The following is a 24,251-nucleotide window of genomic DNA, read 5'->3' as shown; positions in this document are numbered from 1 at the left end:
ATTAGCTTCAGCGCGCACCGTCTGAAAATCAGCTGTTGGCGGCTTTCATCCGGGTCAGGATGGCTTTGGCTGCGCGCAAACCGGGCGCTTCGCCGCCACGGCCCAACCTTTGCATGGTCAGATCCATCGCCTGCAGTTGCGGGCTGGGGTTGTCCATCACCTCAAGCATCGCAGGTGCAATCAGCTCGGGGCGGCACGCCTGGCCGATGAATTCCGGGATCACCCGCGTCTCTGACACCAGATTGACAAGCGTCAGCGTGTCCACCTTGAGCATTCGGGAAATGATGAACCGGCTCAAGGGTTTGAGATCATAGGCAATCACCATGGGCGTGCGCGCCGCCGCCAGTTCCAGCGATACCGTGCCCGAGGCCGCCAAGGCCCAATCCGCCGCGCCGAATGCCGCGCGTTTCTCGGCTGTGTAGCGGTCGGCATCCATGCCCTCCGGGCTGAGGATCAACGGTTTCACCGGCCAATCGGCCACCATGTCACGCACCAGCGGGGCAACGGTTTGGGTGGTCGGAATGACGATGGACAGCTCTGGCTTTTCGGCCTGCACGCGGCGGACCACCTCGGAAAACCGCGCGCCAAGCCAAGACACCTCACCGCGTCGCGACCCCGGAAGCACCATCCAAAGCGGACCCTGCACACTATGACGGGCTTTGAAGCCTTGAATGTCTGCCGGGGTCGCCTGCGCCTCGCTGACAACCGGATGCCCGACAAAATCGCACTGCATCCCGGCGGCTTGCATATAGGGCGGTTCGAACGGCAAAAGCGCCAGCACATGATCAATCACACCGGCCATTTTCTGGGCCCGTTTCGCGCGCCACGCCCACACCGAGGGCGCGACGTAATGCACTGTTCGAATGGAGCTTTTGGCTTTCACCAGCTTGGCCACGCGCAGGCAAAAATCGGGGCTGTCGATGGTGATCAGAACATCTGGCTGGGCCTGCAACACCGCCTCGGCTGTTTGGTGCAAGCGCCGCCTGAGGTGCAGATATTTCGGCAAAATCTCAGCCAGGCCCATGACACTCAATTCGTCCATCGGGAACAGGCTCTGCAAGCCCTCGGCCTGCATCAAAGGCCCGCCGACGCCCTGAAACTCGACAGTTTCAAGGGATTTCAACCCGGCCATCAACGCCGCGCCCAGCCTGTCGCCCGAGGCCTCTCCGGCGATCAGGAAGATTTTCATCACAGCACCTGCGCGCTTAGGAAAATACCAGCCTTTTCAACAGCGTCCATGGTTTCCTGACGCTCAACGATCATTACCCTGTCGGCCTCGACCACCACACCGGCCAACCCGGCCTTGGCCACCGCGGCAATTGTCTGTGGGCCGATCACAGGCATATCAATGCGCAAGTCCTGACCGCGTTTGGCCGCTTTGACGTATACGCCCTTGTGGTTGCGCCGCAATTTTTCCGGCGTATCGGCAACAAAGCGCAACAGCGCATCCGTGCCTTGAATGGTTTCGATGCCAAGGCATTGCCCCCCGGCCACCACACAGCCCTGTCCGACATCCAGCGGCGACAACGCCATCAGAATATCCCAAGCCCGCGACACATCCTGCAAATCCACCTCGGAGGGCATGGCCCCAAACGACAGCCCCTCTTCGGCGGTCAGGTCCGGCACCAATTCATGCGCGCCCATGACGGCAAAGCCTTGATCCTCGAAAATCTCGATCACTTGGGTCAGCAACGCATCATCGCCCCCCTGCATCGCCGCCATCAGGCGCGGCGCAAGGCGCATCATCGTAGGATCAAAGACCGCCGGGTCCAGCGGCGGGCGGGCCAACGCCCCGGCAAACACCACACGATCCACGCCTTGCGCCTTCAACCCTTCGAACAAATCGCCCATCTTCTCAAAGCGGTGCAGTTGAACATCGCCCTGCAAATCATTGGGAACGCCTTGAAATCCTACTTTCACCGCATCAGGGCGGGCCTGCGAAATTCGCACAGGCAACGCCCCGCTACAGGCCAGAATCGCCAGTTTACCCGCCATCGCCCTAAACCGATCCCGGCGTCAGGAACGACCGATCACTGGCGCCTGTCACGAAATCAACGATCTGTCGCACATAGGCGCTTTCGGTTTCTTCACCCAAACGCTTGGCGCGTTCCTGAAACGCACCTTCGCCCTGTGCCAGCATCTGAAAGGCCGCCCGCAACGCGGTGATATCGGCCCGCGACACGCCGCGCCGTTTCAGGCCGACAAGGTTCAATCCGTCCAATTCGCCACGCGGGGCCTGCACAAGGCCATAAGGAATAACGTCATTGGTCACCATGGTCACCGCGCCGATAATCGCACCCTGTCCGATCCGCACCCATTGATGCACCCCCGACAAGCCACCGACGATCACGTCGTCTTCAAGCACACAATGCCCGGCAAGGGCGGCATTGTTCACGATGATGGCACGATCCCCGATCCGCACATCATGCGCCACATGGCAGCCCGCCATAAACAGCCCATCATCGCCCACACGGGTTTCGCCACCGCCACCGGCCGTTCCGGTGTTCATGGTCACATGCTCGCGGATGCGGTTGCGCGCGCCAATGATCAAACGCGTTTTTTCGCCTTTGAATTTCAAATCTTGCGGCACCTCGCCGATGCACGCAAAGGGAAACACAACCGTTTCCGCACCGATATGGGTTTCACCGGACACGACCACATGCGACTTTAACACAACTCCGTCGCCGATCTGTGCGTCCGGGCCGATGTGGCAAAACGGGCCGATATGGCAGCCCTGCCCCAGTTGCGCGCCCGGTTCCACGATGGCGCCGGCATGAATGAACGTGTCTTGCGACTGCGGCATCGGGCTCACTCCTTGGGCAGGTCCATCATCGCGGTGAACTCGGCCTCGGCGGCCATCTCGCCGTCGACTTCGGCAACGCCACCGAACTTCCACACCTTGCCGCCGGGTTTGCCGCGCAGCGTGTGCAGTTTCATCTCCAGCACATCGCCGGGCACCACCATGCGGCGGAATTTGCATTTGTCGATCGACATGAAATAGACCAGCATATCGCGGTCTTCCATGCCAAGCGCCGTTCCGACCATCACAGCCGCAGTCTGCGCCATGCCCTCGACGATAGTCACCCCCGGCATGATCGGCTTGCCGGGAAAATGGCCCTGAAAATGCGGCTCGTTGATGGTCACGTTCTTCAACCCGCGCGCCGATTTGTAGCCGTCGATATCCACCACCTTATCCACCAACAGAAACGGGTAGCGGTGCGGGATGATCCGCTGGATCAGGTGAATATCCGCGGATTTTAACGGCTCGGTCATTCTTTTGTCCTTTGATATGCTCGGCTGAGCGATCCCTAGCAACTCCCCTGCCCTTGGGCAAGCACGCCGCTAATCCTCGGTGGTGGGTTCCGTCGGAGCTGCATCCAAGTCCAACCCATCCGACTTAGGCGCATCCAGATCGGGGTCGGGGGCGTCATCAGCGGCCGTATCGGGCAGCTTGGCCCCAAGACGGTCATTGATCCGAACGATGGCGGTATCGGTGATGTCGATCGCGCCTGCCCGCAGCAAGATACCCCGCCCGTCCATGATCACTGTCGCGCCTGCATCCTGCATGATGTCAACCAAGACCGGCTCAACCGCTTGCATGAAACGCAGTCTTGCTTGGTTGCTTTTGCGTTCAAGATCGCGCGCGCGACGCTCGCTTTCGGCGCGAATGGTCTGCACTTTCGTGTCAAAGGCATCCGCCAACTCGCGAAATTCTTGCGGGTTGGTCTCGGGCCGCAGCTCGGTCAGGGCTTGCTCTTCGGATTCCAATTCGGCTTCCAGCTCACGATTGCGCGCAATCAGCGCGTCGCGCTCTTGCTCAAGCTCGTCAGAGATTTGGCGGCCAAGGTCTGTGTTCGCAAACAACTGATCCGCATCGATCACAAGAATATCGCTTTGGACAACCCCAAGGTCTTGGGCATAGGTGCCAAGCGGCGCGGCAAAAGCCAGAAAGGCGGCTGTAAGCACCCACTTCAGCCTGACAATGCGGTGCCCGATCATGGCTACCCTCAGAAGTCTGTCCGCACGGTCAGATCAAAGGCCTGATCAATATCGCCGGGTTCTTTTTGAAGGGCCGTGGACCAATTGAAGCGAAGCGGGCCAAAGGGTGATTCCCAGAACAAGGACACGCCAGCCACATGGCGGGCTTTAAAGCTACGCGAAGCGACAGGGCTGGTGGCGTTGGTTGCATCCACGCCCCAAATCCCGCCAACATCGTAAAACGCCCCGCCCGAGATGCCATATTCATCCGGCAGACCCAACGGGAATTCCGCCTCGAACTTGGCAACGGCATAACTGTCACCGCCCAAATGCTCGTTGCCTTCGATTGGGCCGATCCCATTGGGCTCAAAACCGCGCATGATCTGGTTGGAGTAGCGTTCAACCGCACGGCTGCTTTGGCCATTCATGAAATGCAGCGACCCGGCCTCAAGCGTGGCGCGCAGCGTCACCTCTTCGTTAAGCACCATCGTCTGGGCCACAAGACGGGCTGTTGTTTCGATGTAATCGCGATCCCCGCCAACACCTGCAAACCGCTGCCCAAACGACAACAGAACGCCTGAATTCGGGTCCAGCCCGTCGCGCCGCGTGTCAAAAGTGTAATTATACCCGATGCTGCTGGTCCACTGTTCGCCAAGATTGGATTCCGCGGTCAGAACACCCGACTGTCCAACATAGTTGCTGATGTCCTGATACCCGGCTTGGTAATACAAGCTCAGGCGGCCATTTTCGCTGACCGGGAACGTCAAACTGGGGCGAAACACCCCGTCAACCGTATCGAATTGGGAAAAATCGTCATCAGTTTCAAGCAACGCGAAATCCAGCCCGAATGCCACATCCCGACCCAAGAACGCGGGTTCGACAAAACTGAAATTGTAATTCACGTTGTTTTCCGAGGCGGCAATGGCGGCTGTCAATTGTTGACCGCGACCAAGGAAATTGCGTTCGCTGAAGCCAACCGAAATACCAACACCCGAGTTGGTCGAGTAGCTTGCGCCAAAGGTCAGGGAGCCGGTGGTTTTTTCTTCCACGTTGACATCCACAACAACCTGATCCGGCCGCGAGCCTTCACGCGCGTTCACGTCGGTATCTTCGAAATAATTCAGAGCCCGAATGCGTTCGGCGGCCTCACGTATTTCGCGCGGGTTGAACGGATCACCTTCGGCCAATTCAAACTGCCGCCGGATCACACGGTCAAGCGTCGTGGTGTTGCCTTCGATGTCGATGCGTTCAACAAACACACGCTCGCCGCGCACAAGGGCAAACTCGATATCCAATGTCAGATCGCGGTCGTTACGGGTGATCCGCGGCTCGACCCGCAAGAAATCAACCCCGTTCCTGATGGCAAGACGCTCCATCCGGGCAATCGATTTTTCAACCAGAGACGGCGAATAGGTTTGGCCGGGCCGAATCCGCGAAACGGATTGATACTCTTCGGCGTCGGCCTCGGGAATATCGCTGACGGTTGTGATCTCGCCAAACGAGAATTGCTGACCTTCCTGCACATTGAAGGTCACGAAGTATCCGTCACGTTCCTGCGCCAGTTCGGCGTTGGTTCCGGTCACGCGGAAATCGACATAGCCGCGCGCGTTATAAAAATCGGTCAACACCTGTTTGTCAAACTCGATACGATCCTCGACAAAGGTGTCAGCTTCGATCAAGGCCCGCAAAAGCCCCGCCTGCTTGCTCTGGATCGCGCGGCGCAAGCGACGGTCGGAATAGGCACGGTTGCCGACAAACCCGATCCGATTCACCTCGATCTTTCTGCCTTCGAAAATCTCGAACACCAGATCAACGCGATTGTCACTGCGGCGGATCACTTTGGGCGTCACGCGGGCCGACACCCGCCCGTTTTGCGCATAGGCTTCGGTGATTGTGGCCGCGTCGCGTTCGGCCTTGGTCGGGCTGAACACCTGACGCGATGTGCTATCGATAAAGTCGGCAAGATCGTCGTCCTTGATCTTGCGGTTCCCCTCAAAGGCGATGCGGTTGATGGTCGGGAATTCCGTCACCTGAATGATCAGGCGGTTGCCCTGCGGGACGATCTCGACCTTTTCGAACAATCCACTGTCCAAAATGCGCTGATAGGCCTCGTTCAGATCACCGGCCGACACCGTTTCACCACGTGCGATCCCCGCGTATGTCACGATCGTCGCCGCATCAACGCGCTGATTGCCTTCGACGGCGACCGAGTTGAAGCTATAGTTTTGCGCCTCAGCACTGTCGGGAAGCGCGAAACTGGCTGCAACCAACGCTGCAAACCCAAGCTGTCGCAAGCCACATACATTGTGCTTGAGATCACCAAGAGCGCGCGCGCGCCAAATGTGCTTATGTTCCATATCGGTCAATCCAGTCCCACGTCCCTTAATATAAGAAGGCAGTAGCTGGATTGATCCATGTTGTCAAAACGCGATCCGCAAGAATTCCCCATTGGCGCCGCTTTGCCATGGGGCCGGCACAGGCGTTCAAACGCGCCTAGAATGCGTCTGCGAAAGAGCCCAAAAACGCGCCAGCCAAAAGCCCCGCCACGATTGTCGCAAAATAAAGGATCCGATCCCAATTGAGATCGAAAAGCAGGTTCATACTGCGATATCCGCTGAAAATCAGTTGCATAGTAAGGTCCGCTTGCCAGGTGCGAGTGTGTTTGTCCGGCAATCATCACCCGACAATATGGCAAGAACCCGTTCGGGACTGTGTCAAAACCTTGGCATTTAGCCTTGCCGCCTATGAGCACATGATATCGTTGGCAAGCGCAAACAGCATCAACCCCAACACCAGCGTCAGGCCGATGGTCATCAAGATGCGCAACGCGCCGTCGCTGGGCGGTTTGCCGGTCACGCCCTCATAGGCGTAAAAGGCCAGATGCCCACCATCCAGCACCGGAATGGGAAGCAGGTTCAGAAACCCGACCGCCGCCGACAAAACGGCGATGAACCAGATAAAGCTTTCGGCCCCTTGGCTGGCCATCGCGCCAGACACTTCGGCGATTCCGATGGGGCCGGACATGTTGCAGCTGCTGATCGCGCCGGTCACCATGTGGTACAATCCCGAAACAGACCCTTCGATGATCCGCCAGACCTGCACAGCGCCGCCTGTCACGGCCTCAACCGGGCCAAGCGTTTCGGTCGCAGGTTCAAAGGCCATGCCGCCGGCGATGCCGATCCGCCATGAGGCTTGGAAACCGCCTTCGGGCAGCGGCTCGTCCACGCGGCGCGGGGCCAGCACGAAATCCATCACCTCGCCCGCGCGCCAAACCTGCAATTCCAACGCCCGCCCATCCGAGGATTCGACAACATCCTTGAGCTGTGAAAACGCCGCAACGGGCGTGCCATCAATCGCGGTGATCACGTCACCCGACCGCAATTTGGTGTCAAATGCAGCCGATTGCGGGGCCAGTTGCGCCACCAGCGGCGGCAACGGATAGGGCCCCTGCACGGTCATTGTCTGACCGTCACGTTCAACCCGGTAGTCCAGCACCGGCTGCTTGGGCAAGGACCCGATCAAGTCATCAAAGATCGCGCCATCGTCAAAGCCCGGCACGGGCTGGCCTTCGATTTCCAACAGGCGATCCCCGGGCTGCACTGTCAGCCCTTGGGCTGGCAATGGACGTAACTCACCGATGCTCAGCGGCTCGGCCACCTTGCCTTGGGTCATCATGACGCCCGCGAAAATCAGGATCGACAGCACAAAGTTGAACACCGGGCCCGCCGCCACAGTGGCCGTGCGCGCCCATAGCGGCGCGCCATGCATGGTCTGGCGCTGCACCTCGGGGGGCAATTCGGCCACCGCCTCGCCATCCTTGGCGCTGGCGGCATTGGCATCGCCCAGAAACTTGACGAACCCGCCAAAGGGCAGCGCGGCCAGTTGCCACTGGGTGCCATGTTTGTCGACACGCGAAAACAAAACCGGCCCGAATCCAAGCGAGAACACCTCGGCCTTGATGCCAGACCAGCGCCCGACGATGTAATGGCCATATTCATGAACCGCAACGATCACCGACAAGGCGACGACAAAGGCCAAAACGGTCATGAAAATCCCGCCGAACTGGGGCAAAAGGGCTGCAATATCCACGCGGTTATCCTATTTGTTTTCAGTCTGCTCTTGCACCACGGTATCGGCGCAGTCCCGTGACAGATGGTCCACATGCAGCACTCTATCAAGTGTGATCTCGGCATCAATAAGGCCGGTTTGGGCAGAAAGCCGGTTCAGAACCTCTTCGACGACATCGCTCATCGCCAGAAACCCGATGCGTCCAGCGATGAAATGATCCAAGGCGCGTTCCTTGGCGGCGTTGAAGGCCGCACCGCTTAGGCCGCGCTGCTGCATCACTGCGCGCGCCAGCCGCAATGCCGGATAGCGGGCGGGATCGGGGCTGCGGAAATTCAATTGCCCGACGGCTGCCAGATCAAGCGCATCCACCGGCAACGCCTTGCGCGCGGGCCAGTTCAGCGCATAGCCAATCGCGTGGCGCATATCATGCGGGCCGACATGCGCCATCAGCCCGCCGTCGCAGAACCCCACCAAGGCATGCACAAGGGATTCGGGATGCACCAGAACTTCGATCTGGTCGGGCTCCAGCCCAAAAAATTCGCGCGCTTCGATCACTTCAAGCGCCTTGTTGAACATCGACGCGCTGTCAATCGTGATCCGTTGGCCCATGGCCCAATTCGGATGGGTCGCGGCTTGGGCCGGGGTGGCGCGGGCCAGATCCTCGTCGGGCCAATCGCGAAACGCGCCGCCGCTTGCAGTGATGATCACCCGGCGCACCGCGTCGATATCCTCGCCCACAAGCGCCTGAAAGATCGCCGAATGCTCGCTATCCACGGGCAGGATGCGCGCGCCGTGACGCGCGGCTGTCTCAAGCACCAGCGGCCCTGCGGCCACCAGCGTTTCCTTATTGGCCAAGGCCAGTGTCGCGCCCTGTTGCAAAGCCGCCAACCCCGGCGGCAACCCCGCAGCGCCAACAATCGCCGACATCACCCAATCGGCCGGGCGCGCGCCCGCCTCGTTCAGCGCGGTCGCGCCTGCGGCGGCTTTGATGCCGGTGCCGCGCAACGCTGCGCGCAAATCGTCCAGCAGGTCGTCATGCGCGGTCACGGCAATTTCGGCCTGAAACTCTGTCGCGTCGCGGGCCAGCTGCGCGATATTGCGCCCGCCGGTCAGCGCGACAACCGTGTAGGCGCTACGATCACGGCGGATCAAATCCAACGTGCTTTGGCCGATTGATCCGGTCGCGCCCAGAATGCTGATGCGCTTCATGCCAGCCCCGGCAGCAGTTTCAGCACCCAAAGCCCCATCACAACCAGCGCCGCACCAAGCATCGCGTCGAACCGATCCAGAAACCCGCCATGGCCGGGGATCAGGGCCGAACTGTCCTTGGCCCCTGCCCTGCGCTTGACGGCGCTTTCGGCAATGTCGCCCATTTGCCCGGCAAAGCCCACCAGCACCGAGATCGGCACTAAGGCAAGCCCTGCCCCGGTGGGCACCGCAAACACCGCGCCGATGATCGCCGCGCCGATCCAGCCTGCCGCCGTGCCCGACCACGTTTTCTTGGGGCTGACACGCGGCCAAAACTTGGGCCCGCCCAACATCCGACCGGCGAAATAGCCCGCCACATCCGAAACAACGACCACCAGCACCAGCCAGATCACCCAGATCAGGCCCGCCTGATCGCGCAGAACAACGATCATGTAACAGCCCAGCAAGACCCACAGCACGCACAACGCGTAAAGCCCCTTGTCGCGCCCCGGTTGCCCGGCCCCGACAAAGGCCACCGCCAGCAGCAGCGGCAGCACGATCAGACCCGGCAGATGCAAGGCCCCGAACAGCGCCGCCGCGCCCAGAATGGGCAGGCTTGCGCGGCCTTCAACGCCGAACAGCCCGGTGCATTCCCAGATCATAACGCCCGCCAGCAGGCACACCGCGACGGCAAATATCCAGCCGCCGGCCCAGATCAAGGCGGCGCCGCCAAGGGCCATCGCAAAACCGGATAAAAGGCGTGGGGCCAGATCATGCCATTGGGCGGGTGTGCTCATCCGCTCACCGCCCCGAACCGGCGGTCCCGCGCACCATAGCTGCGCAGCACATCGGTAAAGATATCACGCGTGAAATCCGGCCACAGCGTGTCGATGAATTCGTATTCCGAATAGGCCGACTGCCACAAAAGAAAGTTCGAGATGCGCGCCTCGCCGCTGGTGCGGATCACCAGATCGGGATCGGGCAGCAGGCAGGTGTCCAGATATCTGGGTAGGGTTTCCTGATCCACATCAGCCGGATCAAGCCGTCCGCCCGCCACATCCTCGGCCAGCCGCTTGGTGGCGCGGGCAACCTCATCGCGCCCCCCGTAATTGATCGCGATGGTAAGGTGCAGCCGGGTGCAGTGCTGCGTCATCTGCTCGGCTTCGTCCATCAAAGATTGCAAGGATTTGTCCAGCCGGGCACGATCACCGATAAACCGGACGCGCACGTTTTCCTTCACGAATTCCTGCATTTCCTTCAGGATATAGCGCCGGAACAGCGCCATCAGCCCGGCCACCTCGGTTTGGGTGCGTTTCCAGTTCTCGGTCGAGAAGGCAAAAATCGTCAGGTAATCCACCCCAAGATCGGGACAGGCGCTGACGATCTCGCGGACCCGTCTGGCCCCGGCGTGGTGGCCGAACAAACGCGGCCTGCCACGTGACTGCGCCCAACGGCCATTGCCATCCATGATGATCGCAACATGGCGCGGGCCGCCAGTCAGGGGGATGTTCCGGGCCATAACGCGCCTCGCTTGTCTTAGACCTGCATGATTTCGGCCTGCTTGGCCTCCAGCGCCGCATCGACCTGTGCGATGAACTTGTCCGTCAAATCCTGCACTTCGGTTTCCCAGAATTTCTGATCATCTTCCGACATGCCGTCGGCCTTGGCCTTCTTGATCTGGTCCATCCCGTCACGGCGAATGTTGCGCACCGCGACGCGGGCATGTTCGGCGTATTGCGCCGCAACCTTGGTCAATTCTTTGCGGCGTTCCTCGTTCAGCTCGGGGATCGGCAGCATAATGATCGTGCCATTGAGCTGCGGATTGATCCCCAAACCGCTTTCGCGGATGGCTTTTTCAACCTTGCTCACCAGCCCTTTGTCCCAGACATTGATCGTCACCATGCGCGGTTCGGGCACATTGACCGTGCCAACCTGATTGATCGGGGTCTGCTGGCCGTAGGCGTCCACCGTCACCGGTTCCAGCATCGAGGCGCTGGCCCGCCCCGTGCGCAACGACGAGAACTCGGTCTTGAGCGAGGTCATCGCGCCATCCATGCGCCGTTCCAGATCATTGGTGTCCAGTTCGAAATCTTCCGCCATTGTCGTCTTCCTTCTCGCGGTGTTCCCGTCGTGTTGGGCCTGTTTAGCCTTAGGCATGCACCTTTGTATAGGTGCCCTCGCCTGCCAGAATACCTTTGAAGCCACCGGGTTCGTCCAGACTGAACACGATGATCGGCAGGCTGTTGTCGCGCGCCAGCGCGATGGCGCTGGCATCCATGACGTTCAGATGCTGGGCCAAAACCTCGTCATAGGTAACGGTAGCGAAATGCTTGGCATCGTCATGCAACATCGGATCTTTGTCATAGACCCCATCCACCTTTGTGCCTTTGAAAATCGCCTCGCAGGCCATTTCATTGGCCCGCAGCGTGGCGGCGGTGTCGGTGGTGAAATAGGGGTTGCCGGTGCCCGCTGCAAAGATGCAGACGCGCTTTTTCTCAAGGTGGCGCACCGCGCGGCGGCGAATGTAGGGCTCGGCCACCTCATCCATGCGGATCGCGCTGATCACGCGGGTGAACACCCCAAGCTTTTCCAAGGCGCTTTGCATCGCCAACGCGTTCATCACCGTGGCCAACATGCCCATGTAATCGGCGGTGGTGCGTTCCATGCCCTGCGCACTGCCCGCCAGCCCGCGAAACACGTTGCCGCCGCCGATGACCATGCAAATCTCGACGCCCATGTCGTGCACAGATTTGACCTCGCGGGCGATCCGTTCAACGGTCGGCGGGTGCAACCCATAGCCCTGATCCCCCATCAGCGCCTCGCCTGATATTTTCAGCATGACGCGTTTGAACGTGGTTTTCGGGGAATCCGTGTTGGACATGGGCAAATCCTTGGTAGCCGCAACTCAATCGCGCGCAAAATGTCGTAAAACCCGGCAAGGTGCAATCGCCGAAACCCGTTCCGGCGCACATTCGCGTGCGGGCCTCTCGCACATGGCGCGAATTTGTCTTATCTGACACGGCAATGACCAGCTTGCCCGATATCCCCGCCGATCGGCCCGTTCTGATTGCTGGCCCCACCGCCAGCGGCAAATCTGCGCTTGCGATGCGGATCGCCGCACAAGGCGGCAGTGTGATCGTGAATGCCGATGCCATTCAGGTGTTCGACAACTGGCGCGTTTTGACAGCGCGCCCATCGCCTGAGGATGAGGCCGCACAGCCCCATGCGCTGTATGGCCATGTGCCCGGCGATGGCGCATATTCGGTGGGCCATTGGCTGCGGGACGTGGCCGCATTGCTGCGCCCCGGCGGGCCGCGCCCGATCATCGTGGGCGGCACGGGGCTGTATTTCACCGCCCTGACCGAAGGATTGGCCGATATTCCCCCAACACCCAAGACCGTGCGCGCTGATGCCGACGCCAGACTGGCCCGTGACGGTGCCGCCGCGATGCTGGCCGAACTGGACGCCGCCACCACCGCCCGCATCGACACGCAAAATCCGATGCGCGTGCAACGCGCGTGGGAGGTCTTGCAGACCACCGGGCGTGGCTTGGCCGATTGGCAAGACAGCACGCCACCACCGCTTTTGCCCTTGTCCGACTGCGCCGCGTTCGTGGTTGAGGCTGAAAAAGACTGGCTCACCCCCCGGATCGAACGCCGCTTTGACGCGATGCTAAATCAGGGCGCACTGGACGAGGCGCGCGCCAACTTACCCGGCTGGCAGCCCGACAGCTTATCCGCCAAAGCCATCGGCGCGCCCGAGCTTATCGCGCACCTGCAAGGCGAGATCACGCTGAATCAAGCGCGCGCGGCGGCCACCATCGCCACCCGGCAATTCGCCAAGCGTCAGCGCACGTGGTTCCGGGCGCGCATGCGCAACTGGGCCAAGGTGGATGCGGCCATGTTGTAAAAATTTCAACATTTTTAACTGACAAATACATTTTTATGCGCCTAGAGTAGAATAATTACCGCTATTCACAGGTTAGACATGAAATCCCGCGCGCGCATCTCGACCTTGGCACAATGGTCCTCGGCAGGGGTATGGCAGGCGGAATTGCCCCATAGCAGCGCGATGCACCTTTTGGTCTGGATCACCCGTGGGCAGGGCCGCGCCCTGATCGGGGGAATCCGGCGCGGTGTCGGTGTGCATAATGCCTTGGTCATCCCCGCAGGCACCTTGTTTTCGCTGGATGTTGGACGGCAAGGGTTTGGGCTGATCTGCGCCATCCCACCCGGTGGAGCCGCCCTGATGCCGGACGAGCCGGAGCACCTGCGCCTACGCGACGTGCAGGCACAATCCGAACTGACCTCGATCCTGGATGCGATGCAACGCGAGCAGAACGGCAACCGCCCCTTTATGGACGAAGCCATTGATGCACATGCCGCGCTTCTCTCTGTCTGGCTGCGCCGGACTATGATCGCGGATACAGACGACCACGCCGCGCGGCCCAGCGCAGCGCAGCGGCTGGTTACCGCCTATGCGGCGCTGATCGAACGCGATTACAAATCGGGCAAGCCCATGGCCGATTACGCCCGCGCCCTTGGCGTCACTCCCACGCATCTGACCCGCAGTTGTCGGGCCTGCGCCGGCCTGAGCGCCGCCAATTTGCTGACGCAGCGCATATTACATGCCGCGCGCAGCATGTTGGAAACCGGCACACTGCCGTTCAAACACATCGCCGCGCTGCTGGGCTTTCGCAGCGCCGCCTATTTTTCACGTTTCATCCAGCATCATACCGGCATGACCCCAACCGCCCTACGCCGTCAGGGCCAGAAAACCGCCACAGCCCCGACACGCGCCACACCCCTTGCAACCGGTGTCGGTTGACCTTGGGCATGGCACAGACTGTAATGATCTGACACACCCTGTCTGCCAGCCAGCGAAAGAACCACATGGTCAATGTCAAACGCCCAGCCCCGCTGCACCCGGCCCTGCCCGGTCTGGCCCGCGATCTATCCGCAGGGCGTGTGACCCGACGAGAATTTCTGGCGCGCGCCACATCGCTTGGGCTTGGGACGGCAGCGGCCTGTGCGTTTGGCGGCTTGCCCACCACCGCGCGCGCCGCCCCCGCGATGCAGCAAGGCGGCACCCTGCGCATTCAACAAAACGTGAAAGCCCTCCAAAATCCCGTCACCTATGACTGGAGCGAAATGGGCAACCTGACGCGCGGCTTTCTGGAATACCTTGTCGAATACAACGGCGATGGTAGTTTTCGCGGCATGTTGCTCGAGCAGTGGGAGGTCAATGAAGATGCCACCGCCTACCGGCTGCATATCCGGCCCGGTATCACGTGGAACAACGGTGATGCCTTCACCGCCCGCGACGTAGCGCGCAATATCGGCCATTGGTGCGACACGACCCAGCCCGGCAATTCCATGGCCTCGCGCTGTGCCAGCCTGATCGACCCGACCACGGGCCAATTGCAGGCTGGGGCGCTGCGCGTGACCGATGATCTGACGGTTGAGTTGACCCTGAACCGCCCGGATATCGCGCTGATCGCAAATATGTCGGATTATCCCGCCGCGATCACCCATGCCAGCTATGATGGCGGTGATCCCTTCGCGCATGGCATCGGCACCGGCCCATTCCGCCCTGTCAGTCTGATTGTGGGGCAGCGTTGCGTGCTGGACCGCCATCCCGATCACACATGGTGGGGCACTGCCGTTTACGGCGGGCCATACGTGGACCGGGTTGAGTTCATCGACTTCGGCACCGACCCTGCGAACTGGATCGCTGCCGCGCAGGCCGGTGAAATCGACTTGCTGTATGAAACCGTCGGAAGTTTCCTTGACGCGATGGATGCAATCGGCTGGACACGCACCGAAACCAAAAGCGCGGCCACGGCCGTGATCCGCACCCATCAGCACGCCAAAGCCGCGGACGGCACCCGCCCCTATGCCTTGGCCAAGGTGCGCCGTGCGCTTGCCATGGCCGTGGACAATGCGATCTGCCTTGAACTGGGCTACGCGGGGCGCGGTATTCTGGCCGCCAACCACCATGTCAGCCCGGTGCATCCCGCCTATGCCGATATCGGCCCTGTCCCGTATGATCCCGCCGCCGCGCGTGTCGCGCATGATGCGGCTGGCCTGTCCGGATACGAGCATGAGCTGATCACGCTGGACGACGAGTGGCAGCGCAACACCGGCGATGCGGTCGCCGCGCAACTGCGCGATGCCGGAATCCCCGTGCGGCGCACGATCCTGCCCGGCACCAGTTTCTGGCCCGATTGGAAGACATTCCCGTTTTCGCTGACCCAGTGGAATCACCGCCCACTTGCGGTGCAGGCGCTGTCGCTGGCCTATCGTTCGGGCGCGGTGTGGAACGAAACCGGCTATGCCAATCCAGAGTTCGACGCGCTTCTGGATCAGGCGATGGCCCTGTCAGATGCCGCGCAACGCCGCGCTGTCATGGCAAAGATCGAAACGATGCTGCGCGACGACGGGGTGATCATCCAGCCTTATTGGCGCACGCTTTACAACCACCATAACGGCCGGTTGGTAAACGCCACACGGCACCCGTCGGATGAGATTCACCTGTATAAAATCGGCTTTGCAGCCTAGCTGCCCCAGATCACACGCACGTAATTGCGGGTTTCCTTGAAGGGCGGCACGCCGCCGTATTTCTGCACCGCGCCCGGCCCGGCATTGTAAGCCGCCAAGGCCAACCGCCATGACCGGAAGGTCCGGTACTGCTCGGCCAGATAGCGCGCGCCACCGTCAAGGTTTTCATAGGGGTCATTGGGATCAACCCGCAACACACGCGCCGTCCCCGGCATCAACTGCGCCAGCCCGATCGCGCCCTTGTGCGACAGCGCCCGCGCATTCCAGCCCGATTCCTGCTGCACCAGCCGCAAAAACAAATCCTCTGGCACGCCATGGCGGCGTGCGGCATCCTTGGCCATCTGCAGGTAACGGCCACGATATTGCCCTGTGTAGGACTTGGTTGAAACTGTGCCCCACTTGGTCGGTGTGTTCACACGTTTGGGCTGAAGCCGCACCGAATTGTTGTATTGTTGCTTGGCCCGGGTATCCAGAACCTTGGTCTGAGAGCTGAACAGCGTGTTGCGATTCTTGGTGGATAACACATCCGCCTTGGCCGCCACTGGCGCGACCAAACCCACCACGACAGCGATCATTGCAAGTCTTTTCATGAGCAAACTGTCCCCGATGCTTTTGCGCGCAATATACATAAAATTTAACGAAATTCCAGTTCAACTGTCGACAAAACGCCGCGCCGCGCGGGTTACACGGGATTTTCCATTCATTTTAACCTTTCCTTCAGGCGCATGCGATGGTGTAAACCCCGATAGCAACAAACACCACGACATCTGCAAGGAGGTCCGCGATGGCCGGCTCAGTGAACAAGGTAATTATCATCGGAAATCTGGGCCGCGACCCCGAGGTTCGGACATTCCAGAACGGCGGCAAAGTCTGCAATCTGCGCATCGCCACGTCGGAAAACTGGAAAGATCGCAACACCGGCGAACGCCGCGAACGCACCGAATGGCATACCGTCGCCATCTTCAACGAGGCGCTTGTGCGTCTGGCCGAGCAATACCTGCGCAAAGGCTCCAAGGTGTATATCGAAGGCAAGCTGGAAACCCGCAAGTGGCAAGATCAGTCCGGGCAGGATCGGTACTCGACCGAGGTCGTTTTGCGCCCCTATGCCGGTGAAATGACCTTCCTCGACAGCCGTGATGGTGGTGGCGGCAGCGGGGGCGGCTATGGCGGCGGCCAGTCGGGCGGCGGTTACGGCGGCGGCGATCAGGGCAGCTATGGTGGCGATTACGGTGGCGGCAGCGGGGAAAGCGGGCCACAGGGCGGCCCCTCCGGCGGTCCGTCGCGCGATATCGACGACGAAATCCCGTTCTGATCAGACCGGATCATGCCAGATCGAAGGCCGCCCCGATTGGGCGGCCTTTGCAATACATGCTCCAGCGCGGAGCTGAGCGCCCTTCAGGACAACATGATGACAAGAATCCGGCTCGCGAAGATTTCTTCGGGATCTGAATGCGTTTGATGTCGGCTGTGCGGGACATTGCCGCCTTTTGCTAAGCCGTGCATCGCCAGACCGTGGGATGGTGATCTGACGGAATTTCGGGGCGCTTTATGCCAGCCAAACACTTCCGCTCTCAAAGGTGCGCGCTTGCGGCAGCCAAATCACCAGCCCGCGGGACGGTCTGGCGATGCACGGCGGCCTGCGGCCTTGATTCCGTGCCGGGCTAAGAACAAACGGCCTGTCTTGGCTTTGAACAATCATTGCGCTCTGAGCCCACTGCGTGTTCTCATGTGCATCATTTAATGCAAAGGGCTGGCGATTGGGCGGCCTTTTTTATATCGCGCCCAGCCACTCTAGCAGCCACAACGCACCACCAACCGGCACCGAGACCAACACCGCCAACAAAAACGCCGCCAAGACGGTTGGCCGTGGCGGGGCCGCGTCGATGCCCATGACCTGTTTGTGCTTCTTGCTCATACCACCATTAACCCCGCATTAGGTTGTCATCCGGTTAATACAGGCTATGAGATGCATCCCCTGCCCGCCTGACCTGCCGCCGCCGGCGCCTTGCGCGCTACAACAACACCCGCGCTACGCATCCGCCCTATCGGCGATCGGCGCAACGGTGCAACGCCTTGCTTTTTATGATGCCGACCGGATCATCGGGCAAACCCAGATCGTCACGCGTTGCCTCGGGCCGCTGCGCCTGAACTGGCTGCCGCGCGGGCCTTTGTGGGCCGCAAGGACCGATAGCGCGCACCACCGTGCGGCTGTTGAAGCGCTTCACGGGGCCTGTCGCGGTCAATGGCTGGCCAGTCCCGACACCCAACGCGACGCCGATATGCTGCGCGCGCTTGGGTATCGCGCGCTGGTCACACCGCCACACGTGGCCGAACTGGATCTGACCCAGCCGGAAAACAAACGCCTTGCGGCGCAACACGGCAAATGGCGCAACCGCCTGCGGCGCGCGCTGGACCATGCCGACACCGGGGCGTTGCGCATCAGCAGCCGTGCCTTTGACGCGGCCCGCGATACCCGGCTCTTGCAGCACGAACAGGCGCAACGCCGGGCACGCCGCTACGCCGCCTTACCTGCGGCCTTCACCCACGCATGGGCGGCCACGGCCCCGGATGCCGCGCTCATCTATCTGGCACAGCACGACGGCCAGACGGTCGCGTTCATGATGGTGCTGGATCATCCGCCCTCGGCCAGCTACCACATCGGCTGGACCAGCGCCCAAGGCCGCAGCCTTATGGCCCATCACCTGCTGCTGTGGTATGCTGCCAATGCGTGCTCTGCCCGCGGCATCATCCGGCTTGACCTTGGGGCCGTCGACACCCACACCACCCGCGGTCTGGCCCGGTTCAAGATCGGCACCGGGGCCCATATCCGCCCGCTTGGCCCCACCATGATCCGCCTGCGCCTTTAGGCTGTGCCGCTTTGCCTCTGGTCATTTGGGCGTTGCCGGTATAGGCGGCAGGCGACAAACACGAGGACCTTCCGCATATGGACATGCGCAATATTGCGATCATCGCCCACGTCGACCACGGCAAAACAACACTGGTTGACGAACTTCTGAAACAATCCGGTGCCTTCCGCGCCAATCAGGCCGTCGATGAACGCGCCATGGATTCCAACGATCTGGAACGCGAACGCGGGATCACCATCCTAGCCAAAGCCACCAGCGTCGAATGGAAAACCACCCGGATCAACATCGTCGATACCCCCGGCCACGCCGATTTCGGCGGTGAGGTCGAGCGCATCCTGTCGATGGTCGATGGCGTTGTCTTGCTGGTCGATGCCGCCGAAGGCCCGATGCCGCAGACCAAATTCGTGACCTCCAAGGCGTTGGCCCTTGGGCTGCGTCCGATTGTGGTGCTCAACAAGGTCGATAAACCCGACGCCGAGCCTGACCGCGCTTTGGATGAATGCTTTGATCTGTTTGCCAGCCTTGGCGCGAATGACGATCAGTTGGATTTCCCGCATATGTACGCCTCGGGCCGCTCGGGCTGGGCCGATCACGAGCTGGACGGACCGCGCAAAGACTTGTCGGCGCTGTTCGATCTGATCGTCAACCACGTGCCCGCCCCGCGCCAGCAGGCGCATGCCGATGAAGACTTCCGTATGCTGGCCACCACCCTCAGCGCCGATCCCTTTGTGGGCCGTATCCTGACCGGTCGGGTTGAATCCGGCCGCCTCAAGGTGGGCCAGACCGTTCAGGCCCTCACCCGCATCGGCCAGAAAATCGAGCAATTCCGCGTCACCAAGATTCGCGCCTTCCGCGGCCTTGGCCAGCAGGATATCGACGAGGCCGTGGCCGGGGATATCGTCAGCATCGCAGGCATGGCCAAGGCCACCGTGGCCGACACGATCTGCGCCTTGGCGGTAGAAGAACCGCTGGAAGCCCAACCGATTGACCCGCCGACCATCTCGGTCACCTTCGGGATCAACGACAGCCCGCTGGCGGGCCGGGACGGCAAGAAGGTGCAAAGCCGCGTCATCCGCGACCGCCTGATGAAAGAGGCCGAAGTCAATGTCGCGATCCGCGTCAGCGACACGCCCGGCGGCGAAGCCTTTGAAGTGGCGGGCCGTGGCGAATTGCAGATGGGCGTTTTGATCGAAAACATGCGCCGCGAAGGGTTCGAGCTGTCGATTTCACGCCCCCGCGTTCTGATGCGCGAAGATGAAAACGGCAAGCGACTGGAACCCATCGAAGAGGTGACCATCGACGTCGATGATGACTATTCGGGGGCGGTGATCGAAAAACTGACCGGCGCTCGCAAAGGCGATTTGACCGAGATGAAACCAGCCGGTGCCAGCAAAACCCGAATCATCGCGCATATCCCGTCGCGCGGCTTGATCGGCTATCAGGGTGAATTTCTGACAGACACCCGCGGCACAGGCGTTCTGAACCGCGTGTTCCACGGCTGGGCCCCGCATAAAGGCCCGATTCCGGGCCGTCGCGCGGGCGTTCTGATTTCCATGGAAAACGGTGAATCGGTCGCCTTTGCCCTGTGGAACCTTGAAGACCGCGGCAAAATGTTCATCGGCGCACAAGAAAAAGTGTATCAAGGCATGATCATCGGCGAACACAGCCGAGAAAATGACCTTGAGGTGAACCCGCTCAAGGGCAAAAAGCTGACCAACGTGCGTGCCTCGGGCACGGACGAGGCCGTGCGGCTGACCACGCCTGTCACCCTCAGCCTTGAAGAGGCGATTGCCTATATCGACGATGACGAATTGGTCGAAGTGACGCCAAACGCCATCCGTCTGCGCAAGCGCCACCTTGACCCGCATGAACGCAAACGCGCGGCGAAAACCGCCTAAGGCGCGATTTCGATCCGGTCGATCACCTCAAGCCCGCCGCGCTCGTCGCGGCGGGTCACCACGATCTCACCTGATCGTGGGCCTTCACCGCTCAGCGCGTTGATATTCACGAAATGCGACACCAACAGCAGCCGGGCCTCTTTGGGCTGCGATGCGATCAATTCAAGCGCGGCTTGCGTCTGCGCCGCGCGGTCCCCGCGCCCTGCAAAGAATGAGTTGATCGACGGCACCTCGACCACCTCTCCCATGTCCAGAAGGGTTGCCGTGTCTTTCGAGCGGCACCATTGGCTGCTCCAGACCGCATCGAACTGAACCCCCGCCGCCCGCATCATCTGACCGATCTGGCGCGCCTGTGCGCGCCCGCGATCCCCCAGATTACGCTGCGTGCTGCAATCGTTCACATCGAAATTGGCCGGGTCACCCGTGCCGGGGGCCAAGGCATGCCGCATCAAGGCCACAACGCCGGGCTGCTTGAGCGATGAAAAATCCTGCGCCGCCGCCCACGCGGGCCAGAGCACAATCAAAACCGCCACTATAAAACGCATTGTCCACCCTCCTGCTGTGAACAGAATGTTAGGGCAATTGCGCCAATCGGCCAATTATTCTTCGGTGACCTCGACGATCAGCAACTCGCGCTCGGACGCGCCGCGCGCATGGCTCAACGCCTCTTGGTAGTCGGCGCTGTGATAGCAGGTTTCAGCGGCCTCGACACTGGGAAACCGGGCCACCACATTGCGCGGACGGTCCTTGCCCTCCAACTGCACATAACGGCCACCGCGCGCGATGAACTTACCGCCATGCTTGGCAATTGCGGGCCCGGCCAGCTTGGCATATTTGCCATAAGCCTCTTCGTCGGTGACAGTCACATGGGCAATCCAAAGTGCAGACATCTCTTATCCTTCCAATACGGCTTCGGCGGCTTTGATCGCGGCGTCGGCGTTTCCGGCATCCTTGCCGCCGCCCTGCGCCATGTCGGGGCGGCCGCCGCCCCCCTTGCCGCCCAGTTCGGGCACAGCCGCCTTGACCAGATCAACCGCCGATACTTTGTCGGTCAAATCCTTGGTCACACCGGCGGCCACCGCGGCCTTGCCATCGGCATCGGCGATCAGCAACACTGCACCCGATCCAAGCCGCGCCTTGTGCTCGTCGATCAGTGCAGGCAAATCCTTGCCCGACACACCGCTGAGCACCTGCGCCATGAATGGAATGCCGCCCACCTCTTTGGCCTGTGGGCCATCGCCCTGCCCGGCACCACCGGCCATCGCCAGCTCGCGGCGCAGCTGTGCCACTTCGTTGCTCAGCGCGCGGCGCTCGTCCATGAGCGACTTTACGCGATCCACCAGATCCTCGGGCCGGGTTTTCAACTCGGCGGCCAGCGTATCGACGCGCTGCGCCTGTGCACTTAGATAGGCCATCGCGGCTTCGCCGGTCAGCGCCTCGATCCGGCGCACCCCCGCGCTTGAGGCCTGATCAGCCGTCACCACAAAGGCCCCGATATCGCCGGTCTGGCGCACATGGGTGCCTCCACACAATTCGATCGAGTAGGTCCGCGCATCCAGCCCCTTGCCCGAGCCGTCCTGCTTGCCCATCGACACAACGCGCACTTCGTCGCCGTATTTCTCGCCGAACAGCGCCTGCGCGCCCAATTCGCGCGCATCATCCGGCGTCATAATCCGGGTCTCGACCGGCTCGTTCTGGCGGATATAGGCGTTCACCTCCGCCTCGACGCGGGCCAGTTCTTCGGCGGTCAAGGCCTTGGCATGGTTGAAATCAAACCGCAGACGGTCGGGCGCGTTCAGGCTGCCGCGCTGCGCCACGTGATCGCCAAGCGCCTCGCGCAGCGCCTCGTGCAGCAGGTGCGTGGCCGAATGGTTGGCGCGGATGGCGCTGCGGCGGCTGTGCTCCACCTCAAGCTGCGCGGCAGATCCGCTTTCGATCTCACCGTCGGTCACTTGGGCCACATGGATAAACACCCCGGCCACTTTGCGCGTGTCGCTGATCTGCGCTGTTCCGGTGTCGGTTTTCAGAAGGCCGGTATCGCCCACCTGTCCGCCTGATTCGGCGTAGAACGGGGTTTGGTTCAACACAATCTGCACGTCCTGGCCCTTGTTGGCCTTATCCACAGATTTACCATCTTGCACCAGCCCGGTGATCTGCCCCTCGGCCACCTCGGTGTCGTAGCCCAGAAAATCGGTAGTTCCGGTGTCTTCGGCAATATCGAACCAGATCGAGGCATCCGCCGTTTCCCCTGATCCGGACCACGCGGCCCGCGCCTTGGCCTTCTGCTCGGCCATGGCGGCGTCAAACCCTGCCACATCCACGCCGCGCCCTTGCTCGCGCAGGGCGTCTTGGGTCAGGTCCAGCGGGAACCCGTAGGTATCGTATAGCTTGAACGCGGTCTCACCCGGCAGCGGCGCGCCATCGGGCAGCTTGCCCAAGGCGTCGTCCAACAAGCGCAAGCCGCGCTCAAGCGTCTGGCGGAACCGGGTTTCTTCCAGCTTGAGCGTTTCTTCGATCAACGCCTGCGCGCGGCCCAATTCGGGATAGGCCTGCCCCATCTGCGTCACCAACGCGGGCACAAGGCGATACATCACCGGATCTTGCGCGCCCAACAAATGCGCATGCCGCATCGCGCGGCGCATGATCCGGCGCAGCACATAGCCCCGTCCCTCGTTTGAAGGCATGACACCATCCGCGATCAGAAACGACGTGGAGCGCAGGTGATCGGCGATCACCCGGTGATGCACATTGCCTTTGCCATCCGGGTCGCTGTTGGTCAGGTTGGCGCTGGCTTCGATCAACGCGCGCATCAGGTCGGTGTCGTAATTGTCGTGCTTGCCTTGCAACAAGGCGCCGATGCGTTCCAGCCCCATGCCGGTGTCGATCGACTGCATGTCAAGCGCCCGCATGCTGCCATCTTCGAACCGTTCGTTCTGCATGAAAACAAGGTTCCAGATCTCAATGAAACGGTCGCCATCCTCATCCGCACTGCCCGGAGGGCCGCCCCAGATGTCCGGGCCATGATCATAGAAAATCTCGGTGCAGGGGCCGCAGGGGCCGGTTGCGCCCATCGACCAGAAATTATCGTCGCTATCGATTCGAATGATCCGGTCGTCGCTTAGCCCGGCATATTTCTTCCAGATGTTCGCGGCTTCATCATCGGTATGGTAAACCGTGACCAGCAGCTTGTCCTTGTTCAGCCCAAATTCCTTGGTCAGCAAATCCCACGAATAGGGGATCGCCTGTTGCTTGAAATAATCGCCGAAACTGAAATTCCCCAGCATCTCAAAGAAGGTGTGATGCCGTGCGGTGTAGCCGACGTTGTCGAGATCGTTGTGCTTGCCGCCTGCGCGCACGCATTTCTGGCTGGTCGCCGCGCGGGTGTAATCGCGATGCTCAACCCCGGTGAACAGGTTCTTGAACTGCACCATACCGGAATTGGTGAACATCAGCGTCGGGTCGTTGCGCGGCACCAAAGGGCTACTGTCGACGATGCGGTGATCGTTTTCATCGAAGAAATTCAAAAAGGTCGAGCGGATTTCATTCAGCGTGGGCATCTGGATCTCTTTCGGGGCAATGTGGCCAAGCGTTACGACGGTTTATCTGCGCCCAACTGCGGTGTCCACAGCAAGAAAAAACCCGGGTCCATCCGAACCCGGGTCTCGCTGTTCTTGCAAGATCAGCGGTGGTGA

Annotated in this window: 23 protein-coding genes; 6 read left to right on the top strand and 17 right to left on the bottom strand. The window is 61.1% G+C overall.

Going from position 1 to position 24,251, the window contains the following annotated elements; genetic code table 11:
- Window positions 1-28 precede the first annotated feature (28 nt).
- The 12 genes from lpxB to pyrH all read right to left on the bottom strand — a co-directional run bounded on the left by lpxB (window position 29) and on the right by pyrH (window position 12,115).
- Window positions 29-1,189: a lipid-A-disaccharide synthase gene (gene lpxB, locus HAT86_RS01215; RefSeq protein ID WP_167192764.1), complete on the bottom strand. Its 1,161-nt coding sequence runs from the start codon at window positions 1,187-1,189 to the stop codon at window positions 29-31.
- A complete protein-coding gene (locus HAT86_RS01210; RefSeq protein ID WP_167192763.1) occupies window positions 1,189-1,995 on the bottom strand; it encodes an LpxI family protein in 807 nt (268 codons plus the stop codon). The genes lpxB and HAT86_RS01210 overlap by 1 nt, the downstream gene beginning before the upstream one ends.
- A 4-nt stretch (window positions 1,996-1,999) precedes the next feature.
- The gene (lpxA, locus tag HAT86_RS01205) at window positions 2,000-2,803 is read right to left on the bottom strand and encodes an acyl-ACP--UDP-N-acetylglucosamine O-acyltransferase (protein ID WP_167192762.1); all 804 of its coding nucleotides are present in this window, start codon (window positions 2,801-2,803) and stop codon (window positions 2,000-2,002) included.
- 5 nt (window positions 2,804-2,808) lie between these two features.
- Entirely contained in the window at window positions 2,809-3,273 is a 465-nt protein-coding gene (gene fabZ, locus HAT86_RS01200; protein ID WP_167192761.1) for a 3-hydroxyacyl-ACP dehydratase FabZ, read from the bottom strand.
- 69 nt (window positions 3,274-3,342) lie between these two features.
- Window positions 3,343-3,999 carry an OmpH family outer membrane protein gene (locus HAT86_RS01195; RefSeq protein WP_167192760.1) on the bottom strand — a complete coding sequence of 219 codons (657 nt, stop codon included), beginning with the start codon at window positions 3,997-3,999 and terminating at the stop codon, window positions 3,343-3,345.
- An 8-nt stretch (window positions 4,000-4,007) separates the two neighbouring features.
- Window positions 4,008-6,335: an outer membrane protein assembly factor BamA gene (gene bamA / locus HAT86_RS01190; RefSeq protein ID WP_167192759.1), complete on the bottom strand. Its 2,328-nt coding sequence runs from the start codon at window positions 6,333-6,335 to the stop codon at window positions 4,008-4,010.
- A 385-nt stretch (window positions 6,336-6,720) separates the two neighbouring features.
- Entirely contained in the window at window positions 6,721-8,067 is a 1,347-nt protein-coding gene (gene rseP / locus HAT86_RS01185) for an RIP metalloprotease RseP (RefSeq protein WP_167192758.1), read from the bottom strand.
- Between the two features lie 9 nt (window positions 8,068-8,076).
- Window positions 8,077-9,255, bottom strand: a complete 1,179-nt coding sequence (gene dxr / locus HAT86_RS01180; RefSeq protein WP_167192757.1) for a 1-deoxy-D-xylulose-5-phosphate reductoisomerase — start codon at window positions 9,253-9,255, stop codon at window positions 8,077-8,079.
- Window positions 9,252-10,031, bottom strand: a complete 780-nt coding sequence (locus HAT86_RS01175) for a phosphatidate cytidylyltransferase (protein ID WP_167192756.1) — start codon at window positions 10,029-10,031, stop codon at window positions 9,252-9,254. The genes dxr and HAT86_RS01175 overlap by 4 nt, the downstream gene beginning before the upstream one ends.
- Window positions 10,028-10,753, bottom strand: a complete 726-nt coding sequence (locus HAT86_RS01170; RefSeq protein ID WP_167192755.1) for an isoprenyl transferase — start codon at window positions 10,751-10,753, stop codon at window positions 10,028-10,030. Before HAT86_RS01170 ends, HAT86_RS01175 begins: the two co-directional genes overlap by 4 nt.
- Before the next feature lie 17 nt (window positions 10,754-10,770).
- Window positions 10,771-11,334, bottom strand: a complete 564-nt coding sequence (gene frr / locus HAT86_RS01165; RefSeq protein ID WP_167192754.1) for a ribosome recycling factor — start codon at window positions 11,332-11,334, stop codon at window positions 10,771-10,773.
- 49 nt (window positions 11,335-11,383) lie between these two features.
- On the bottom strand, window positions 11,384-12,115 hold the full coding sequence (gene pyrH, locus HAT86_RS01160; RefSeq protein ID WP_167192753.1) for a UMP kinase: 732 nt from the start codon (window positions 12,113-12,115) through the stop codon (window positions 11,384-11,386).
- 143 nt (window positions 12,116-12,258) lie between these two features.
- Here pyrH and miaA point away from each other — a divergent pair, with 143 nt between their 5' ends.
- The 3 genes from miaA (at window position 12,259) to HAT86_RS01145 (ending at window position 15,794) form a co-directional block, all read left to right on the top strand.
- Window positions 12,259-13,143: a tRNA (adenosine(37)-N6)-dimethylallyltransferase MiaA gene (miaA, locus tag HAT86_RS01155; protein ID WP_167192752.1), complete on the top strand. Its 885-nt coding sequence runs from the start codon at window positions 12,259-12,261 to the stop codon at window positions 13,141-13,143.
- A 78-nt stretch (window positions 13,144-13,221) separates the two neighbouring features.
- Complete coding sequence (locus HAT86_RS01150) at window positions 13,222-14,061, top strand: helix-turn-helix domain-containing protein (protein WP_167192751.1); 840 nt, start codon at window positions 13,222-13,224, stop codon at window positions 14,059-14,061.
- A 65-nt stretch (window positions 14,062-14,126) separates the two neighbouring features.
- Window positions 14,127-15,794, top strand: coding sequence for an ABC transporter substrate-binding protein (locus HAT86_RS01145; RefSeq protein ID WP_167192750.1), 1,668 nt, complete (start codon window positions 14,127-14,129; stop codon window positions 15,792-15,794).
- On the opposite strand, the gene HAT86_RS01140 is transcribed toward HAT86_RS01145, so the two are convergent.
- Window positions 15,791-16,384 carry a lytic transglycosylase domain-containing protein gene (locus tag HAT86_RS01140; protein ID WP_167192749.1) on the bottom strand — a complete coding sequence of 198 codons (594 nt, stop codon included), beginning with the start codon at window positions 16,382-16,384 and terminating at the stop codon, window positions 15,791-15,793. The genes HAT86_RS01145 and HAT86_RS01140 overlap by 4 nt on opposite strands.
- A 194-nt stretch (window positions 16,385-16,578) precedes the next feature.
- On the opposite strand from HAT86_RS01140, the gene ssb reads away from it, so the two are divergent.
- Window positions 16,579-17,106, top strand: a complete 528-nt coding sequence (ssb, locus tag HAT86_RS01135; protein ID WP_167192748.1) for a single-stranded DNA-binding protein — start codon at window positions 16,579-16,581, stop codon at window positions 17,104-17,106.
- Window positions 17,107-17,565: 459 nt separating this feature from the next.
- Here the strand turns inward: ssb and HAT86_RS01130 are convergent, their stop codons facing one another.
- Window positions 17,566-17,709, bottom strand: a complete 144-nt coding sequence (locus tag HAT86_RS01130; protein ID WP_167192747.1) for a hypothetical protein — start codon at window positions 17,707-17,709, stop codon at window positions 17,566-17,568.
- A 148-nt stretch (window positions 17,710-17,857) separates the two neighbouring features.
- On the opposite strand from HAT86_RS01130, the gene HAT86_RS01125 reads away from it, so the two are divergent.
- Window positions 17,858-18,661 carry a GNAT family N-acetyltransferase gene (locus HAT86_RS01125; protein ID WP_167192746.1) on the top strand — a complete coding sequence of 268 codons (804 nt, stop codon included), beginning with the start codon at window positions 17,858-17,860 and terminating at the stop codon, window positions 18,659-18,661.
- 77 nt (window positions 18,662-18,738) lie between these two features.
- Window positions 18,739-20,559: a translational GTPase TypA gene (typA, locus tag HAT86_RS01120; protein ID WP_167192745.1), complete on the top strand. Its 1,821-nt coding sequence runs from the start codon at window positions 18,739-18,741 to the stop codon at window positions 20,557-20,559.
- Here the strand turns inward: typA and HAT86_RS01115 are convergent.
- From HAT86_RS01115 to alaS, 3 genes are read right to left on the bottom strand one after another with little or no spacing between them, the layout of a single operon-like run.
- On the bottom strand, window positions 20,556-21,104 hold the full coding sequence (locus HAT86_RS01115) for a histidine phosphatase family protein (protein WP_167192744.1): 549 nt from the start codon (window positions 21,102-21,104) through the stop codon (window positions 20,556-20,558). The genes typA and HAT86_RS01115 overlap by 4 nt on opposite strands.
- 54 nt (window positions 21,105-21,158) lie before the next feature.
- A complete protein-coding gene (locus HAT86_RS01110) occupies window positions 21,159-21,449 on the bottom strand; it encodes a DUF1330 domain-containing protein (protein ID WP_167192743.1) in 291 nt (96 codons plus the stop codon).
- Between the two features lie 3 nt (window positions 21,450-21,452).
- The gene (gene alaS / locus HAT86_RS01105) at window positions 21,453-24,116 is read right to left on the bottom strand and encodes an alanine--tRNA ligase (RefSeq protein ID WP_167192742.1); all 2,664 of its coding nucleotides are present in this window, start codon (window positions 24,114-24,116) and stop codon (window positions 21,453-21,455) included.
- Window positions 24,117-24,251 lie beyond the last annotated feature (135 nt).

This window comes from Roseovarius gahaiensis (genome assembly GCF_011601345.1).
In the GTDB taxonomy this organism is placed as follows: Bacteria; Pseudomonadota; Alphaproteobacteria; order Rhodobacterales; family Rhodobacteraceae; genus Roseovarius; species Roseovarius gahaiensis.
This window is presented reverse-complemented; position numbering and strand designations above follow the sequence as displayed.

What these genes read in the sequence shown, in the direction of transcription:
- HAT86_RS01175 (WP_167192756.1), bottom strand. Translation starts at nt 10,031, where the DNA reads ATGAGCACACCCGCCCAATGGCATGATCTGGCCCCACGCCTTTTATCC.
- HAT86_RS01195 (WP_167192760.1), bottom strand. Translation starts at nt 3,999, where the DNA reads ATGATCGGGCACCGCATTGTCAGGCTGAAGTGGGTGCTTACAGCCGCC.
- dxr (WP_167192757.1), bottom strand. Translation starts at nt 9,255, where the DNA reads ATGAAGCGCATCAGCATTCTGGGCGCGACCGGATCAATCGGCCAAAGC.
- HAT86_RS01115 (WP_167192744.1), bottom strand. Translation starts at nt 21,104, where the DNA reads ATGCGTTTTATAGTGGCGGTTTTGATTGTGCTCTGGCCCGCGTGGGCG.
- ssb (WP_167192748.1), top strand. Translation starts at nt 16,579, where the DNA reads ATGGCCGGCTCAGTGAACAAGGTAATTATCATCGGAAATCTGGGCCGC.
- typA (WP_167192745.1), top strand. Translation starts at nt 18,739, where the DNA reads ATGGACATGCGCAATATTGCGATCATCGCCCACGTCGACCACGGCAAA.
- HAT86_RS01210 (WP_167192763.1), bottom strand. Translation starts at nt 1,995, where the DNA reads ATGGCGGGTAAACTGGCGATTCTGGCCTGTAGCGGGGCGTTGCCTGTG.
- HAT86_RS01145 (WP_167192750.1), top strand. Translation starts at nt 14,127, where the DNA reads ATGGTCAATGTCAAACGCCCAGCCCCGCTGCACCCGGCCCTGCCCGGT.
- lpxA (WP_167192762.1), bottom strand. Translation starts at nt 2,803, where the DNA reads ATGCCGCAGTCGCAAGACACGTTCATTCATGCCGGCGCCATCGTGGAA.
- miaA (WP_167192752.1), top strand. Translation starts at nt 12,259, where the DNA reads ATGACCAGCTTGCCCGATATCCCCGCCGATCGGCCCGTTCTGATTGCT.
- alaS (WP_167192742.1), bottom strand. Translation starts at nt 24,116, where the DNA reads ATGCCCACGCTGAATGAAATCCGCTCGACCTTTTTGAATTTCTTCGAT.
- HAT86_RS01110 (WP_167192743.1), bottom strand. Translation starts at nt 21,449, where the DNA reads ATGTCTGCACTTTGGATTGCCCATGTGACTGTCACCGACGAAGAGGCT.
- HAT86_RS01150 (WP_167192751.1), top strand. Translation starts at nt 13,222, where the DNA reads ATGAAATCCCGCGCGCGCATCTCGACCTTGGCACAATGGTCCTCGGCA.
- pyrH (WP_167192753.1), bottom strand. Translation starts at nt 12,115, where the DNA reads ATGTCCAACACGGATTCCCCGAAAACCACGTTCAAACGCGTCATGCTG.
- lpxB (WP_167192764.1), bottom strand. Translation starts at nt 1,189, where the DNA reads ATGAAAATCTTCCTGATCGCCGGAGAGGCCTCGGGCGACAGGCTGGGC.
- HAT86_RS01130 (WP_167192747.1), bottom strand. Translation starts at nt 17,709, where the DNA reads ATGAGCAAGAAGCACAAACAGGTCATGGGCATCGACGCGGCCCCGCCA.
- bamA (WP_167192759.1), bottom strand. Translation starts at nt 6,335, where the DNA reads ATGGAACATAAGCACATTTGGCGCGCGCGCGCTCTTGGTGATCTCAAG.
- HAT86_RS01170 (WP_167192755.1), bottom strand. Translation starts at nt 10,753, where the DNA reads ATGGCCCGGAACATCCCCCTGACTGGCGGCCCGCGCCATGTTGCGATC.
- HAT86_RS01140 (WP_167192749.1), bottom strand. Translation starts at nt 16,384, where the DNA reads ATGAAAAGACTTGCAATGATCGCTGTCGTGGTGGGTTTGGTCGCGCCA.
- frr (WP_167192754.1), bottom strand. Translation starts at nt 11,334, where the DNA reads ATGGCGGAAGATTTCGAACTGGACACCAATGATCTGGAACGGCGCATG.
- fabZ (WP_167192761.1), bottom strand. Translation starts at nt 3,273, where the DNA reads ATGACCGAGCCGTTAAAATCCGCGGATATTCACCTGATCCAGCGGATC.